We start from the raw sequence: 14003 nt of genomic DNA, 5'->3' as shown, positions 1-14003 counted from the left end.
ATGGCCATCCAGACCGATAGTTTTACTGAACAGCGCATCATCGATGCCGCCCCCTCGTCGCCGAACGAGGAAGCGATCGAACGCGCGCTGCGCCCCAAGCTGCTCGACGAATATGTCGGCCAGCAAAAGATCCGCAATCAGCTCGAGATCTTCATTTCCGCGGCGCGCGGGCGCAGCGAGGCGCTCGACCACACGCTGCTGTTCGGCCCGCCGGGCCTGGGCAAGACCACGCTGGCCAACATCATCGCTCGCGAGATGGGCGTCAACCTGCGCCAGACATCCGGCCCCGTGCTGGAGCGCCCGGGCGACCTGGCCGCGCTGCTGACCAATCTCGAAGCGAACGACGTGCTGTTCATCGACGAGATCCACCGCCTGTCGCCGGTCGTCGAGGAAATCCTGTATCCGGCGCTGGAGGACTACCAGATCGACATCATGATCGGCGAAGGCCCGGCCGCCCGTTCGGTCAAGCTGGACCTGCAGCCGTTCACGCTGGTCGGCGCCACCACGCGCGCCGGCATGCTGACCAATCCGCTGCGCGACCGCTTCGGCATCGTCGCCCGCCTGGAGTTCTATACCACCGAGGAACTGGCGAAGATCGTCACGCGCAGCGCCGCGCTGCTGAAGGCGAACATCGACGACACCGGCGCGCTGGAGATCGCCCGCCGCGCGCGCGGCACGCCCCGCATCGCCAACCGCCTGCTGCGCCGCGTGCGCGATTACGCCGAGGTGAAAAGCAATGGCGACATCACCAAGGATGTTGCCGATGCCGCGCTGGTCATGCTCGACGTCGATACCGTCGGCTTCGACGTGATGGACCGCAAGCTGCTCGAAGCGGTGCTGTTCAAGTTCAACGGCGGGCCGGTCGGCATCGGCAACCTGGCCGCCGCCATCGGCGAGGCCGCCGACACGATCGAGGATGTGCTGGAACCTTACCTGATCCAGCAAGGCTACCTGCAGCGCACGCCGCGCGGCCGCGTTGCCACGCCTGCCGCGTTTGAACACTTCGGCCTGAAGCCGCCGCGCACCAGCCTCACCGGCGAACTGTGGTGAACCAGGGCGAGCGGGGCATGAAGATCTGGGTCGATGCCGACGCCTGCCCGGGGGCCGTCAAGGAAATCCTGTACCGCGTGGCCGACCGCGTGCAGGTCGACGTCACGCTGGTGGCCAACCAGCTGCTGCGGGTGCCGCCATCGAAATACGTGCGCTCGGTGCAGGTGCCGGCCGGCTTCGACGTGGCCGACCGCGAGATCGTGCGCCTGGCCGAGCCGGGCGACCTGGTGATCACGGCTGACATTCCGCTGGCGGCGGATATACTGAAGAAGGGCGCCCATGCATTGAATCCGCGCGGCGATTTCTACACGCCGGACAATATCGCCCAGCAGTTGACGATGCGCGCATTCCTCGACGAACTGCGCGGCAGCGGTGTCGATACCGGCGGCCCGTCCGCCTATGGGCAGGCGGACCGCCAGCGCTTTGCGAACGCGCTCGACGGCCACTTGCGCCGCCATCTGCCGAAATAGATCGTCATTTTCGAAGTAGTTCGTGATTGTCGAAGCAGATCGTATCTTCAATCCACCCATAGCCGGAGGCTGACCATGCTGACCAGGACTTTCCTTGCCGCGCTCGCGCTGGCCTGCAGTGCGATCGTGCAGGCCGCCGTGCCTGTCTACGGCTACATCGTCAGGAACACCTATCCGCATGATCCGGCCGCTTTCACCCAGGGCCTGTTCTACCGCGACGACGTGCTGTACGAAAGCACCGGCCAGTACGGTGCTTCGTCGATCCGCAAGGTGGAACTGGAAACGGGCGAGGTGCTGCTGAAACGCGACTTGCCGGCCAATTATTTCGGCGAAGGCATCGCTCCGGTCGGCGAGCGCATCTTCAGCCTCACCTGGACCAACGAGCGGGGCTTCATCTTCGATATCGAAACCTTCGAGCAGGTGGGATCGTTCGGCTACCAGGGCCAGGGCTGGGGCCTGACCGGCGACGGCAAGGTGCTCTACATGAGCGATGGCACGGCCTTCATCCGCGTGCTCGATCCGGCCACGATGGGCGTGCTGCGCCGCATCCGCGTCACGGCCGACGGTATTCCCGTCGCGCAGATCAACGAGCTCGAGTGGGTAGGCACGGAAATCCTGGCCAACATCTGGCAAAGCGACCGTATCGCCCGGATCGATCCTTTGACCGGCCAGGTGCGCGGCTGGATCGACCTGACCGGGCTCGACGAACTGGCCGGCGCCGGTTCGGATGCCGACAACGTGTTGAACGGCATCGCCTGGGACGACAGGAACCGGCGCCTGTTCGTGACCGGCAAGCGGTGGCCGAAACTGTTTGAAATCCGCCTGGTGAAGCGCCCGTAGCAGTTCGCATCGCGGCCACCTCGAGGCAACCTCGGGGCCCGGCGCGCGGCTGCTTCGGCCGCGTCAATTGTCGCGCCCGGCTTACAAATTCCGGGCAATTTTCCACTATGGGCGTCAATGCCCGTCTCGCATAATCCAGGGTCGCCGATCGTTGTATCAAGGACCCGACCATGCATTCCCTTCGACTTTTCGTACTGCCATGCGCGCTGCTGGCGGCTGGCACCGCGCATGCCCAGTTCATGGACATGCTGAAAAACGCCGTCACCAACGCCGCCCAGAACGCCGTTACCAGCGCGGCGTCCCATGCCACCACGAAAGCCGTCAACGGCGCCATCGATGGCACCGTCGACAGCGTGAAGAATCCGCCCCGGGAGCGGCCGGCGGCTGCGCCGGCCGCATCGAGGGCGGTATCGGTCGCAGCCACACCTGCGGCGCCCCCGGCCCGCCCGGCCGCTCCCCGGAGCTGCAGCGAAGGAGAAGGTGAACCACTGCCGCCGCTGGGCGAACGTCCTCCGTTATACCAGCCGGATGTGCTCTGGCCCGACGCATCGGCATGCCCCGCCTACGAATTCCTCGACTACGGGTTCGAAGCCGCCCGGGCCAGCGTGAAGGCATTCGACAAGGCGGGCACACCCCTGTGCCCGGAATGCGTGGGCGGCCGGGCGAACGACTCGCTGCCGGCCTTCCACCTCGGTGGCAGGAGCGCCCGATACGACCTGTCCGGCGCGCTGCTGGCGCTGAAGGAAGGCGGCGACGTGGCATGGCAGGGGCACCGCCTGGCCGGACGCATCGTCCTGGTGGGCGAACAGCCGATCGGCAGTTTCCCGTGCAAGCAGTTCCGCTGGACCTTGACGAACAAGGAACGGGAGATCGTGGCCGAGCGGCCCGGCCTGTATTGCAAGTTCCAGTGGCGCGGCGAGCCTGCCGCATGGCACCCCGTCATCTGAAGAAAACCCATGCACAAGCTTCTCCTTTCAGCCGCCTGTGGCGCGCTGATCGTCTCCGGTCCAGTCCACGCGCAATTCGGCGAACTGCTGAAGAACGCCGTGACCAATGCCGCCACCAACGCGGCCACCAGTGCCGCCGCGCACGCCACGACGAATGCCGTGAACGGCGCGATCCGCGGCGCCACGTCGCCATCCGCGCCACCTCCGCCGGCGGCGCAGCATGCGGGTAGTGCGTCCGCGCCCTTGCCGGAAACCGCCGGCCGGGGCGGTTGCGAAAGCACCCGCAAGCGCAAGCCGCTGGCGCCGCTGGGGCCGCGTCCGGCAAACTTCCCGGCCGCCCTGTGGCCTGCGGAGCCAGCGTGCGTGTACGGCTTCGAGGACTATGACTTCACGGTGGGCCAGGAGCAGGCGAAAGCCTTCGACCAGGCCGGCCGCGTGGCCTGCAGCGAGTGCGCAGGCGGCTTTTCGCACGACGCCAACGCCCAGGGCAAGCTGGCCGTCAGCGGCGGGCTGACGAAGCGTTTCCTGGAAATGCTGGTGACGATGCGGCCGGGAGAGAAGATCGAGTGGAAGGGAGCGCGCTACCGCGGCGCCATCACGCTGGCTGGCGAACTGCCGATCGGCGAATTCCCGTGCCGGCAATTCCACTGGACACTGACGAGCAAGGCGGACGTGGTCATGGCCGAGCGCGAGGGCCTGTACTGCATCTGGAAGCACCGGTCGGACGATCCGGTATGGACCAAGGTGCTGTAAGGCGGACTGGATGCCCGTCCGGCCTGTTTGTCTTGGAATGCTTACAAATTTGCGGCAATCTCGCTGAATCCTTATGGCGCACCAATCCGCATAATGCATTTATCGGATTTCGATCGCTGCCCACCCCGGCCTGGCAGCGATGACCAGACAGGAGCACGTTTCCCCGATGTGGAAACGGCTTCGCCAGAGCCAAGTGGCAGGAAGTGTTGTAATTTTGGGGGGCTTCGGCCCCCCGTTTTTTGCCTGCGGCAGCCGTCTACTCTTGCCTGATCCACGTCTGCGAGCGCCCCAGCATCGGCACGCCGATATAGCCGCGCACCTCGAGTTTCGCACCGCCACCCAGCAGCTTCATCCTGCTCTTGTAGACCTTGCCATTCTCCGGATCGAGGATAGTCCCGCCGCCGTAGCCATCGCCATCCTTCTTCATGCCGTCGATGATCGACAGCCCGATGATCGGCCGGCCCTTGTCGGCGCCTTCGCACTTGTCGCAGACCGGGTTCTGGTCCTCGCCAGCTGCGCGGTACAGCTTTTCGACGCGGCCGGTCAGCACGCCGTTCGACTCGCTGATGCGGATTTCGGCTTTCGGCTTGCCGGTTCCGTCGTCGATGCTTTTCCAGAGGCCGACGGCGGAGGTATTGCCGGAAATGGCGGGCAGGGCGATGGTGAAAAGGGCGGCGCAGAGCAGTGCACGCATCGGGGTCTCCTTGGAATGATGATGCGACGAGTGTAGCTCGGCTGAATAAAACACCGGAGCGGTTGCATCCGTTCCGGCTTCGCAGATGGTGAACTTGCGCGGCCCGCGCCTGGCAACCTGCTCTCGCAACTTAACTTGTCAGGGTGTCGAAAGCGGCGCGCCCCGCTGTTCAGCAGTTCAGTTCAGGCGGTTCCTGCGCCAGGCCACGAAGCACAGGCCAGCGGCGAGCATCGCGTAGGTCGAAGGTTCGGGAACTTCCGAAACAAGGGCGAACGAACCAACCGTGCCGGTCAGGTAAATGGTCTCCATGCCTCCGTTGCCGAGAATACTATGGCGCATAGCAAAGGATGGGGCCAGTTGCTTGAACGCTTCCAGGTCCAGCGCCGTATTGGTCAGCGCTTGCCCGGACTTGTCGGTCAGCTCGAAGGTGTACTCGGTATAAGCCATCGCGGGCCAGTAATGATAAGCGGTGTACGCTGCGGTAAAGCTGTCGCCGCCGTAGTCGCCATTCTGGGCGTCGATCACCGCGGTGAATGCATATGAGTTGGTGGTTTCCGTGTAACCGGATTGTTCGAAATGCACGTTGTAGTTGCTTGTCGAATACCAGGCCGTATACCTGTCGGCGTACGGGTCGTAATTGGAGAACGACGAGCTGTCGATGGTAAAGCGTGTCGTTACCACATCACCGATGGAGGTCGTCACCGTGCCCAGGTCTACCGACGATAAAGCGGAAGAGGGCAATGCCGGGTCGCCGCGGGTGATGGAGTTAATGGTGGCTTTATATTCGAAAGTGTACGATTCCGCTTGGGCAAGCGAACTGGATAATGCCAGGGCAAGCAATGCAATGTATTTCGTCGTCATGATTCTGGAGTGGTTTTGGAAGAATTTTTATTATGGATTTGTCCTGGCACATCCGCTGCCGCGGCTTGCACTGAGCAGGAGAACAGGTCCGCATCGTTGATCGATACCGGATCGGCTACGGGACCCGGCGAGCGGCTTCCCGTATGCTACTTTCCATTAAAACATCTATGTGGATAATGTGTCAACAAGTTTAATCCGGATGCATCATTAGCGTGTAGAGGCTGACTGCCCCATGTGGCGAAAAAAAAACGGTGGGCCGGAATGACCCGGTCCACCGTCTTCGAGAACTGCAGGAAGCTTACGCAGCCGGCAGCTTGGCGAATTGCTCGCGCAGCTTGTCGAGCGTGGCGGTGAAGTTGGCCACGCGTTCCTTCTCCTGCGCCACCACGGCGGCCGGGGCACGTGCCACGAAGCTTTCCGAGGACAGCTTTCCGGAAGCCTTGGCCACTTCGCCTTCCAAGCGGGCGATTTCCTTCGACAGGCGCTCGCGCTCGGCCTTCACGTCGATCTCCACCTTCAGCATCAGCTTGGTGGTGCCGACCACCGACACGGCAGCCGGCGATTCCGGCAGCGCATCGACGATCTGCACTTCGGACAGCTTTCCCAGCATTTGCACGTACGGTGCGAAGGCGGCGATCTTGTCCTTGTCGGCGGCGGTCGCTTCGACGATCAGCGGCACGCGCACCGATGGCGACAGCTTCATTTCGCCGCGCAGGTTGCGGGTCGAATCCGTGAAGCCCTTCAGTTCGGCGATCCATGCCTCGGCCGCTTCGTCGATGGCCGCTTCGTTGGCGATCGGGTAAGGCTGCACCATGATCGACTTGCCTTCCGTATCGCCTTTGCCAGCCAACGGGGCGACGGTTTGCCACAGCTGTTCGGTCACGAACGGGATGATCGGATGCGCCAGGCGCAGCACCACTTCCAGCACACGCAGCAGCGTGTTGCGGGTGGCGCGCTGCTGGCCTTCGGTGCCTTGCTGGACCTGCACCTTGGCCAGTTCCAGGTACCAGTCGCAGTACTCGTCCCACACGAATTTATAAATCGCGGTGGCGATGTTGTCGAAGCGGTAGTCGGCGAAGCCCTTGGCCACTTCCTGCTCGGTGCGGTTGAGCAGCGAGACGATCCACTTGTCCGCCGGCGACAGGTCCGCGTCGCTGGCGCTGCAATCCTTGCCCTCGGTGTTCATCAGCACAAAACGAGTAGCGTTCCACAGCTTGTTGCAGAAGTTGCGGTAGCCCTCGGCGCGGCCCAGGTCGAAGTTGATGTTGCGGCCCAGCGAGGCGTAGCTGGCCATCGTGAAGCGCACCGCATCGGTGCCGTAGGCCGCGATCCCTTCTGGGAATTCCTTGCGCGTGGCCTTTTCGATCTTCTCGGCCGCGCGTGGATTCATCAGGCCCGTGGTGCGCTTGGCCACCAGTTCGTCGACGCCGATGCCGTCGATCAGGTCGATCGGGTCGAGCGTGTTGCCCTTCGACTTCGACATCTTCTGGCCCTGCGAATCGCGCACCAGGCCGTGCACGTACACGGTCTCGAACGGCACCTTGCCGGTGAAGTGGGCGGTCATCATCACCATCCGGGCAACCCAGAAGAAGATGATGTCGAAGCCCGTCACCAGCACGGAAGAGGGCAGGAACGCCTTCAGGTCGGGCGTTTCCTCGGGCCAGCCCAGCGTGGAGAACGGCACCAGCGCGGACGAGAACCACGTGTCGAGCACGTCGCTGTCGCGGCGCAGCGCGCCCGTGCCGCCGGCGGCCTGCTGCTTGGCCAATGCTTCTTCCTCGGTGCGGGCGACGAAGATATTGCCCGCTTCGTCGTACCATGCCGGGATCTGGTGGCCCCACCACAGCTGCCGCGAGATGCACCAGTCCTGGATGTTGTTCAGCCACTGGTTGTACGTCGTGGTCCAGTTCTCCGGCACGAACTTGATCTCGCCCGAGGCGACCTTTTCCAGCGCCACGTCGGTGATCGACTTGCCAGGATTGAAGGTGCCTTCCGGCGCCGGCTTGCTCATCGCCACGAACCACTGGTCCGTCAGCATCGGTTCGATGACCACGCCAGTACGGTCGCCGCGCGGCACCATCAGCTTGTGCGGTTTGACCTGTTCCAGCAAGCCCTGCGCTTCGAGGTCGGCGACGATCTGCTTGCGGGCGGCGAAGCGGTCCAGGCCACGGTAGGCTTGCGGCGCATCGTCGGTGATCTTCGCGTCCAGTGTCAGGATCGAGAGCATCTCCAGGTTGTGGCGCTGGCCCACCGCATAGTCGTTGAAGTCATGCGCCGGCGTGATCTTCACGCAGCCGGTGCCGAATGCCTTGTCGACATAAGAGTCGGCGATGACGGGGATCTCGCGATCGGTCAGCGGCAGCTTGAGCAGCTTGCCCACCAGCGCTTCATAGCGCTCGTCGGTCGGGTCGACGGCCACGGCCACGTCGCCCAGCATCGTTTCGGGACGCGTGGTCGCCACCGTCAGCGAACCGCTGCCGTCGGCCAGCGGATACTTGATGTACCACATCGAGCCGTCTTCTTCTTCCGATACCACTTCCAGGTCGGACACGGCGGTGCCCAGCACCGGATCCCAGTTCACCAGGCGCTTGCCGCGGTAGATCAGGCCCTGTTCGAACAGGCGCACGAACACTTCGGAAACGATCTTCGAGCGCGGCTCGTCCATCGTGAAGTATTCGCGGTTCCAGTCCGGCGAGGTGCCCAGGCGGCGCATCTGGCCGGTGATCGTCGAGCCGGATTTTTCTTTCCACTCCCAGACTTTTTCCACGAACTTTTCGCGGCCCAGGTCATGGCGCGAAATCTTCTGCGCGTCGAGCTGTCGTTCCACCACGATCTGCGTGGCGATGCCGGCGTGGTCGGTACCCGGGATCCAGGCCGTGTTATGGCCCAGCATGCGGTGGTAGCGGGTCAGGCCATCCATGATCGTCTGGTTGAACGCATGGCCCATGTGCAGCGTGCCCGTCACGTTCGGCGGTGGCAGCTGGATGCTGAAGGAGGGCTGCGAGAGATCCATCGAAGCGGCGTAGTAACCGCGCTTCTCCCATTCGCTGCGCCAGAACTGTTCAATGTCGGCAGGCTCGAAAGACTTGGCTAATTCCATGATCCGGGATATGTGATTTTGGCGAAAACGACCATTATAAATGAGGGATGCCAGGAGGGATGCGGGGAGGGATGCGGGGAGGGGTGAAGCCGGGGCCTGGCAATCCCTGCGGCATCGCCGATCCCAATCCCGGGATTCACTGCAATGTTGCGGGAATGCGTTTTTGTTCGGGGGCGGGTTGCCGCGTCACTGCGCGGCCATATGAGTCAGGTTGGCGCGGGGCGGCGCGGCAAACCATGTGGCGGTGCTGAACGCCGCGATGGATGGCATCGTGGCGGCGCTTGCGAACGCGCTCAAGCCGGTGTGCGCCGGCTTGCCGCCCGGCTGATCAGGAAGGCAGGCGCTGGAGATTGCGCCGCGTGCCGGCGGCGCCGCCGGCCTGCACCTTGAACACGGCGATGGCCTGCGCCACGCAGCGCGTCTGCTCGACCAGTTCACCGGCCGCCGCCGCGGCCTGTTCGACCAGCGCGGCGTTCTGCTGCGTGATGTCGTCGATCGACGCCACGGCTTCGTTGACCTGGCCGATGCCGAGGCTCTGTTCGGTCGCCGTGTTGGAGATCTCGTTCATCACCTGCTTCACCTGCGCCACGGAGGCGATCACCTCGGCCATGATGGTGCCGGCGCTGCCGGTCAGCTGCGTGCCGGCATCCACCTTGTCGATCGACTGGTCGATCAGCGTCTTGATTTCCTTGGCGGCGGCGGCCGAACGCTGGGCCAGCGCGCGCACTTCGGACGCCACCACGGCGAAACCGCGGCCCTGTTCGCCCGCGCGGGCCGCTTCGACGGCCGCGTTCAGGGCCAGGATATTGGTCTGGAAGGCGATGCCGTCGATGATGCCGATGATGTCGAGCACCCGGTGCGAGGAGGCGCTGATGCCTTCCATCGTGGCGACCACCTGCGATACCACGTCGCCCCCCTGGCCGGCCATTTCCGAGGCGCGCTCGGCCAGCCGGTCGGCATCGGCCACGTTGGTGGCGCTTTGCCGCACGGTGGAATTGAGCTGTTCCATGCTGGCTGCCGTTTCCTGCAGGCTCGATGCCTGCGATTCGGTGCGGCCCGACAGGTCCATGTTGCCGGTGGCGATCTCGCTGGTGGCCTGTTCGATCTGCTCGAAGTTGCTGCGCACGTCGCCGATGATGCTGCGCAGGTTGATGCTCATCTGGCGCAGCGCGGCCAGCAGTTCGCCCGCTTCGTCGTCGCGCGCCGCATCGAAGCTGGCGGTCAGGTCGCCGCCGGCCATCTGCTGCGCCAAACGGGTGGCCGTGCGCAGCGGCGCGGCGATCGCGCCATGCAGCGTCCAGCCCAGGTACAGCGAGGCCACGGCCGCCAGGGCGGCAATCGTGGCCAGCACATTGCCGCCGGTGCTGTCGCTGCCAAAGAGGCTGGCCGCGCAGGCCGCCAGCACCACCGCCGGCAGCACGCCGGCCATCGCCAGCCGGGCCGGCAGCGACAGGCGCAGGCGGGCACCCAGGCGCTGCAGCAGGCCGTCCGCCACCACCTTGCCGCGGCTGATGCGCAGGCCCTGCGCCTTGCCATCCTTGAAGGCCGCATAGGCCTTGCTTGCCTCGGCGACCATGTCGCGGCTGGGCCGCGTACGCACCGACATGTAGCCGACCGGCTTGCCGTTCTCGATCACCGGCGTGACATTGGCCAGCACCCAGTAGAAGTCGCCGCTCTTGCAGCGGTTCTTGACCATGCCGGTCCACGGGTAGCCGCGGCGGATCGCACGCCACATATCGGCGAACGCCTCCGCGGGCATGTCCGGATGGCGCAGGATGTTTTGCGGAGCGCCGATCAGTTCTGCCTCGGTGAAACCGGAAATACTGATGAAGTACGGATTCGCGTAGGTGATGTTGCCTTGCAGGTCCGTCGTGGAAACGATGGTCTTGCCTTCCTCGAGAAGGACTTCATGGCCGGTAACGGGCAGGTTGGTCCGCATGTTCGCTCGCTTTCTGGTTGATCTCGTGACAATGGATGCAGTGCATCCGGATGCGTCGCACTGGCTGGGAGACGGGTCGGCGATGCCGTGGGCATCGGTAACGGCTGGGGTGGGGCCGTCGGAAGTCGGAAGCAAGCTTAGCAGAGAAGGATGGGGAAGAACAGGGAAATGTATCCTATAGGCAACACTCGTGGCGAATCCGAGCCCTTAGCGCGCGCCGGAACAGGCCACGCTCCACGGCAGCAGCTCGTTGCGCGTGCGGCGCACCGAGACGCGGGCTTCGCCGGCGATGTCGCTGGCGAACACCAGCACGGGCAAGCCATCCTTGCCACGGTCGAGGCCAGTGAGCCGGTAGCCGCGCGAACGCGATGGCGCGCAGGACGTGTTGCCCGCCATGAGCAGGCGGGCGCTGCCCAGGATGGATGGATGTTGCTGGAGCAGCATCAGGATATCCATCTCCGCCAGTGGCTGGAACAGCCGCACCGGCGTATCGGGCTGGGCGCCGCATTGCGGGGCGTGGTGGATCCAGACCAGCGTCTGCGGCGGGCCCGATTCGCTCCAGCGCGCCTCCTTGCTGGCACGCGGATCGTATTCATACACGCCGCGCGGCTGGCGGCACAGCGGCAGCACGGCGCGCTGCGCCGGGCCGTCGACGATGGCGGTAACGCGGCGCTTGCCGCGCTTGCCGCGTTTTCCTTCTTCGCGGATCACGTTGAATTGCGGGCGCAGCAGGCCGCGGCCGGCGTGGCGCGCGCCGTACCAGTCGAAGAACGACTCCTGTTCGGCTGGCGTGGCCGTGCGCGATGAGGCATCGTCCGGTGCCGCGAAGGCCGGCGCCAGTCCCACGGTGATCGATGCCGCCAGCGCGGCGGCTACCCACTTGTGCATCGTTATCCTTTCGTCGAGATACCGATTATAGGCGCTGGTGCTTGCAGTAAAGGCACGGTTCGTGTCTATAATGGCGGCGCTGCCTTCATCGAAGGCGGCAAAACGCTAGGGGTCCTGCGCGCGGTTACAGCCGTGCACGGGTGAGAAATACCCTCCGAACCTGATCTGGATAATGCCAGCGAAGGGAAGCTTAAGGATCTGTACCCAACCGCCCGGGTGCGCTCGTCCTCATCTCCTTTGCTGGCTCCTGCCCAAAGGAGCCATTGTTTGAACGCCCACCAGAAGTTTCTGGCCAGTACGGCCGAAGTCGACAGCGCCGCCATCGCGCCGCTGCCCAATTCCCGCAAGATCTACGTGACCGGCAGCCGGCCGGACATCCGCGTGCCGATGCGCGAAATCAGCCAGGCCGACACGTCCGCCTCGTTCGGCCATGAAGTCAATCCGCCGGTGACGGTGTACGACACTTCCGGCCCGTACACGGATCCGGACGTCTCGATCGACATCCGGGCCGGCCTGGCGCCGGTGCGCGCGGACTGGATCGCCGCCCGCGGCGATACCGAAGAACTTGCCGGCCCGACCTCGGACTACGGCAAGGCCCGCCTGGCCGACGCGTCGCTGGAAGCGCTGCGCTTCAACCTGCACCGCCTGCCGCGCTGCGCCAAGGCCGGCGCCTGCGTTACGCAGATGCACTACGCGCGGCGCGGCATCGTCACGCCCGAGATGGAATACGTGGCGATCCGCGAGAACATGCGCCGGCGCGAATACCTCGCGGCGATGCGGGAAGCCGGGCCGCTGGGCACGAGGATGGCGGAACTGCTGGGCCGGCAGCACCGCGGCGAGTCGTTCGGCGCCGCCATCCCGCAGGAAATCACGGCCGAATTCGTGCGCGAAGAAATCGCCCGCGGCCGCGCCATCATCCCCGCCAACATCAACCACCCGGAACTGGAGCCGATGATCATCGGCCGCAATTTCCTCGTGAAGGTCAATGCCAATATCGGCAACTCCGCCGTCACCTCGTCGATCGGCGAGGAAGTGGAAAAGATGACGTGGGCGATCCGCTGGGGCGGCGACACGGTGATGGACCTGTCCACCGGCAAGCATATCCATGAAACGCGCGAATGGATCGTGCGCAACAGCCCCGTGCCGATCGGTACGGTGCCGATCTACCAGGCGCTGGAAAAGGTCAACGGCAAGGCCGAGGACCTGACGTGGGAAATCTTCCGCGACACGCTGATCGAGCAGGCCGAGCAGGGCGTCGACTACTTCACGATCCACGCCGGCGTGCTGCTGCGCTATGTGCCGCTGACGGCGAACCGGCTCACCGGCATCGTCTCGCGCGGCGGCTCGATCATGGCCAAATGGTGCCTGGCGCACCACAAGGAAAACTTCCTGTACACGCACTTCGAAGACATCTGCCAGATCATGAAGGCGTACGACGTGTCGTTCAGCCTGGGCGACGGCCTGCGCCCCGGCTCGATCTACGACGCCAACGACGACGCCCAGCTGGGCGAACTCCGGACGCTGGGCGAACTCACGCAGATCGCCTGGAAGCACGACGTGCAGGTGATGATCGAAGGCCCCGGCCACGTGCCGATGCAGCTGATCAAGGAAAACATGGACTTGCAGCTGGAGCAATGCGGCGAGGCGCCGTTCTACACGCTCGGCCCGCTCACCACCGACATCGCCCCGGGCTACGACCACATCACCTCCGGCATCGGCGCCGCGCAGATCGGCTGGTACGGCACCGCGATGCTGTGCTACGTGACGCCGAAGGAACACCTGGGCTTGCCGAACAAGGACGACGTCAAGGAAGGCATGATCACCTACAAGATCGCCGCCCATGCCGCCGACCTGGCCAAGGGCCACCCGGGCGCGCAGATCCGCGACAACGCGCTGTCGAAGGCGCGCTTTGAATTCCGCTGGGAAGACCAGTTCAACCTGGGCCTCGACCCGGACCGCGCCCGCTCGTTCCACGATGAAACGCTGCCCAAGGAATCGTCGAAGGTGGCGCACTTCTGCTCGATGTGCGGCCCGCACTTCTGCTCGATGAAGATCACCCAGGAAGTGCGCGAATACGCCGCCAGCGGCATGCAGGAAAAAGCCATCGAGTTCGTGAAGACGGGCAGCCAGCTGTACCAGAAGGCGTAGCGAAACATTTCCTCAAACCGGGGTCAGACCCCGATTTCTGGAAACATTTCTTAAATTCGGGGTCTGACCCCGGTTTGAGGCAACTTTCGAAGACACGACAATGGAAATCGTATTGAACGGTGCGCCCCGTGCATTGCCGCCGGGGCAGACGCTGGCGGAGCTGGTGGCGGCGCTGGAACTGGAAGGGCAGGCGCTGGCGCTGGCGGTCAACCGCAGTGTCGTGCCGCGGCAGCGCTGGGCCGACGTGGCGCTGAGCGCGCAAGACCGTGTGGATATCGTCCGCGCCATCGGCGGTGGATGAACAAAGGAGACA

At 64.5% G+C, this 14003-nt stretch carries 12 protein-coding genes and 1 riboswitch; of the genes, 7 read left to right on the top strand and 5 right to left on the bottom strand.

From position 1 onward, the window contains the following. From ruvB to EYF70_RS24380, 5 genes are all read left to right on the top strand, one after another. Positions 1-1050, top strand: a complete 1050-nt coding sequence (ruvB, locus tag EYF70_RS24400) for a Holliday junction branch migration DNA helicase RuvB (protein ID WP_131147717.1) — start codon at positions 1-3, stop codon at positions 1048-1050. A gap of 17 nt (positions 1051-1067) precedes the next feature. Continuing rightward, positions 1068-1520 (top strand): YaiI/YqxD family protein, encoded by a 453-nt coding sequence (locus tag EYF70_RS24395; protein WP_131147716.1) that lies wholly within the window; start codon positions 1068-1070, stop codon positions 1518-1520. A 75-nt stretch (positions 1521-1595) separates the two neighbouring features. After that, the gene (locus EYF70_RS24390) at positions 1596-2360 is read left to right on the top strand and encodes a glutaminyl-peptide cyclotransferase (protein ID WP_131147715.1); all 765 of its coding nucleotides are present in this window, start codon (positions 1596-1598) and stop codon (positions 2358-2360) included. Between the two features lie 170 nt (positions 2361-2530). Beyond that, positions 2531-3307 carry a hypothetical protein gene (locus tag EYF70_RS24385; RefSeq protein ID WP_131147714.1) on the top strand — a complete coding sequence of 259 codons (777 nt, stop codon included), beginning with the start codon at positions 2531-2533 and terminating at the stop codon, positions 3305-3307. A 9-nt stretch (positions 3308-3316) separates the two neighbouring features. Then, on the top strand, positions 3317-4060 hold the full coding sequence (locus tag EYF70_RS24380) for a hypothetical protein (protein ID WP_131147713.1): 744 nt from the start codon (positions 3317-3319) through the stop codon (positions 4058-4060). Positions 4061-4316: 256 nt separating this feature from the next. On the opposite strand, the gene EYF70_RS24375 is transcribed toward EYF70_RS24380, so the two are convergent. The 5 genes from EYF70_RS24375 to EYF70_RS24355 all read right to left on the bottom strand — a co-directional run bounded on the left by EYF70_RS24375 (position 4317) and on the right by EYF70_RS24355 (position 11542). Beyond that, positions 4317-4754, bottom strand: a complete 438-nt coding sequence (locus EYF70_RS24375; protein WP_131147712.1) for a DUF2147 domain-containing protein — start codon at positions 4752-4754, stop codon at positions 4317-4319. Between the two features lie 177 nt (positions 4755-4931). Continuing rightward, positions 4932-5615: a PEP-CTERM sorting domain-containing protein gene (locus EYF70_RS24370; RefSeq protein ID WP_131147711.1), complete on the bottom strand. Its 684-nt coding sequence runs from the start codon at positions 5613-5615 to the stop codon at positions 4932-4934. Positions 5616-5913: 298 nt separating this feature from the next. Beyond that, entirely contained in the window at positions 5914-8715 is a 2802-nt protein-coding gene (locus tag EYF70_RS24365) for a valine--tRNA ligase (protein WP_131147710.1), read from the bottom strand. Between the two features lie 328 nt (positions 8716-9043). After that, the gene (locus tag EYF70_RS24360) at positions 9044-10654 is read right to left on the bottom strand and encodes a methyl-accepting chemotaxis protein (protein ID WP_131147709.1); all 1611 of its coding nucleotides are present in this window, start codon (positions 10652-10654) and stop codon (positions 9044-9046) included. A 207-nt stretch (positions 10655-10861) separates the two neighbouring features. Next, positions 10862-11542: a hypothetical protein gene (locus tag EYF70_RS24355; protein ID WP_131147708.1), complete on the bottom strand. Its 681-nt coding sequence runs from the start codon at positions 11540-11542 to the stop codon at positions 10862-10864. Between the two features lie 97 nt (positions 11543-11639). After that, a riboswitch (TPP riboswitch) is annotated at positions 11640-11746 on the top strand. A 63-nt stretch (positions 11747-11809) separates the two neighbouring features. On the opposite strand from EYF70_RS24355, the gene thiC reads away from it, so the two are divergent. Further along, positions 11810-13690: a phosphomethylpyrimidine synthase ThiC gene (thiC, locus tag EYF70_RS24350; RefSeq protein ID WP_131147707.1), complete on the top strand. Its 1881-nt coding sequence runs from the start codon at positions 11810-11812 to the stop codon at positions 13688-13690. A 100-nt stretch (positions 13691-13790) separates the two neighbouring features. Beyond that, positions 13791-13991, top strand: coding sequence for a sulfur carrier protein ThiS (gene thiS / locus EYF70_RS24345; RefSeq protein WP_131147706.1), 201 nt, complete (start codon positions 13791-13793; stop codon positions 13989-13991). Positions 13992-14003 lie beyond the last annotated feature (12 nt).

Source organism: Pseudoduganella albidiflava (genome assembly GCF_004322755.1).
In the GTDB taxonomy this organism is placed as follows: Bacteria; Pseudomonadota; Gammaproteobacteria; order Burkholderiales; family Burkholderiaceae_D; genus Rugamonas; species Rugamonas albidiflava.
Note: the sequence above shows the minus strand (reverse complement) of the source record. Positions and strands in the feature narration are given on the sequence as shown.